This is a genomic window from Desulfobacter sp. (genome assembly GCF_050177295.1).
Genome location: NZ_JBFXHE010000518.1, coordinates 1 through 2729 on the forward strand (window position 1 = coordinate 1; position 2729 = coordinate 2729).

The 2729-nt window shown below is 52.4% G+C and carries 1 protein-coding gene; it reads left to right on the top strand.

What is annotated here, in order from left to right; all coding sequences use genetic code 11:
• Positions 1-2729 (top strand): FAD-binding and (Fe-S)-binding domain-containing protein (locus tag AB7U36_RS21990; RefSeq protein WP_428161739.1); only part of this gene is annotated, 2729 nt, incomplete at both ends.

Consider the following 2729-nt stretch of genomic DNA (forward strand, 5'->3'; position numbering starts at 1 on the left):
CATATCATTCCCCGGGGCGGGGGCACCGGGCTGACCGGCGGGGCCACGCCCCTGACACCGGACTGCGTCATGATCAATACGGAGAAACTGAACACCATTTTTCCCATTGAACACCGCAATACAAAGGACGGCAGGGATTATGCCGTGATGCCGCTTCAAGCCGGTGTCATCACCCAGAATGCCAAGGATGCGGCAGCTGCCCTGGGGTATATTTTTGCCACGGATCCCACCTCTGCCTGGGCCTGCACCATTGGCGGCAATCTGGCGGAAAACGCCGGCGGCAAAACAGCCGTGCTCTACGGTACCGCCATTGACAATGTCCTTGCTTTCAGGATCGCCATGCCCGACGGCCGCCTGCTCACAGTAGCGCGCCAGGACCATCCCCTGCGCAAAATCTGGTACGAGGATAAGCTTAGTTTTGTGGTGACAGATGAAACCGGGCAGCTCCTGGACACCATTGAGCTGACCGGGGCGGATATCCGTAAAAAGAACCTGGGCAAGGATGTCACCAATAAGGTTTTAAACGGTCTGCCCGGGTTGCAGAAAGAAGGATGCGACGGCATCATCACCTGGGCCGAATTTATCCTCTATCCTGAGTTTGCACACAAGGCAACCTGCTGCATTGAATTTTTCGGCAATGACATGACCGAAGCAGGCAAGGTGATTACCCAAGTCTGCACCCGGTTTGACAACAGCGATCCCGCGCTCATGGCCCTGGAACATTTTGACGAGGAGTACATCAAGGCCATCAAATACAAGACCAAGCGGTCCGTGGGAGACAGGCTTAAAGCCGTATTGCTCATTGATATGGTTTCCAATGATGCCGTCACCCTTGACCAGGGTATGCGTGGTCTTGAAACGATCCTGGAACCCTATGACAAGACCGGGCTTTCCATTGCCCGGGACCGGGCCGAAGCCGCCCGTTACTGGGAAGACCGCAAACGGCTTGGCGCCATTGCCGCCCATACCAATGCCTTCAAGCTCAACGAAGATATTGTTCTGCCCATTGACAGCCTGGCCGATTTTGTCAGATTTGTTGACCAAACCAATATTGAAGAGAAAAAATACACCCAGGGCCGGATTATTCTAAATATCCTGACATATCTGGAAACGGCCATTCCCCTTTCCGATCCCCAGTGGCTGGGAAAAAAGGTGGGCCGGATCAAGGATATTGCTTACGGGATCCGTAAAAAGCTTGACATTGCATCCCGGGACGCCCTGGAAGCCTTTATTCACACCAAAAATTTCCACGGACAGATCCAGGATCATCTGCGCGGATACAGCCAGATTCTCTCCAATGTGGAACGTATTTACAATGATACCCTGAGCCGTCTCATTGTCATTGCCACCCACATGCATGCCGGGGACGGCAACGTACATGTGAATATCCCGGTGTTTTCCAATGACAGGGCCATGCTTGCCCGGGCCCACATGACCGCTGACAAGGTCATGGCAAAGGCCATGGCCCTTGACGGTGTGGTCTCCGGCGAACACGGCATCGGCGTCACCAAATTCAAATACCTGAATGAGGATCAGGTGAACCAATTTGACGCGTACCGCAAACAGATGGACCCGAACGGGTTGATGAACCCGGGCAAGCTCTCCGAGCCTGATATCCTGAACAAAATGTTCACCCCGTCGTTCAATCTCCTGGAACTTGAGGCCCAGATTCTCAAGCACGGCTCCCTGTCCGACCTTGCTGCAAACATTTCCCATTGCGTTCGCTGCGGTAAATGCAAACCCCAATGCCCGGTGTTTTATCCGGCAAGGAACATGTTTTTCCATCCCAGGAATAAAAACCTGGCTATAGGCGCTTTGATCGAGGCGTTGCTTTACATTACCCAGCGAATCCAGTCCACAAAATTCAAGGTACTCAAAAACCTTGAACAGATAGCCGATCACTGCACCATCTGCCACAAATGCCTTGACAAGTGCCCGGTAAATATAGATTCCGGGGTCATTTCCATCAAGGAACGTGAAATTCTTAAAAAAATGGATTTCAAGCATACGCCCGTATCCACCCAGTTAACCCTTGGTTATCTGGGTACCCGCAACCAGGTACTGAACCCGATCATTCGTACAGGACTTCTGACAGGCGGAAGTTCTGCCCAGCGTACAGCGGTGAAATTTGCAAAACCCATCTCTTTTATACCGGCGTTAAAGGAAACAAAAACGCTGCAAATGCTGCACGCCCCGGTGTTCCAGCCGGGTCTGACCACGCTTCGGACCCACCTGCCCCATGCGGACAGAAACCAGGCCATTTTATTGAATCCTCCGGGAAAAGCTGTGTCCACGGTGTTTTATTTTCCAGGATGCGGCAGTGAGCGCATGTTTTCCAATATCTCAACAGCAACTATTTTTCTGCTGCTCTTTCAGGGGCACCAGGTGGTGCTGCCGCCGCCATATCTGTGCTGCGGGTACCCCTTGAAGGTAAATGCCCGGACAAATGAAGCCCAAAAGATGTCTCTTGAGAACACCATTATCATGACCCAGATCCGGGATATGTTCAATGACCTTGATTTTTCCGCCTGCATTGTCTCCTGCGGCACCTGCATGGAATCTTTGTCCGATCTGGGCATAACAGATCTGTTTGATGCCAGTCTGTTTGATGTCTCAGGATATCTGTTTAAAAATGGTCTGACCCCATCGCACGCCCAAGCCTGCCTTTACCATGCCCCCTGCCATGACAGTTTAAAGGGCACGGCCGTGGCACAGCTTGCCAAAGCAGG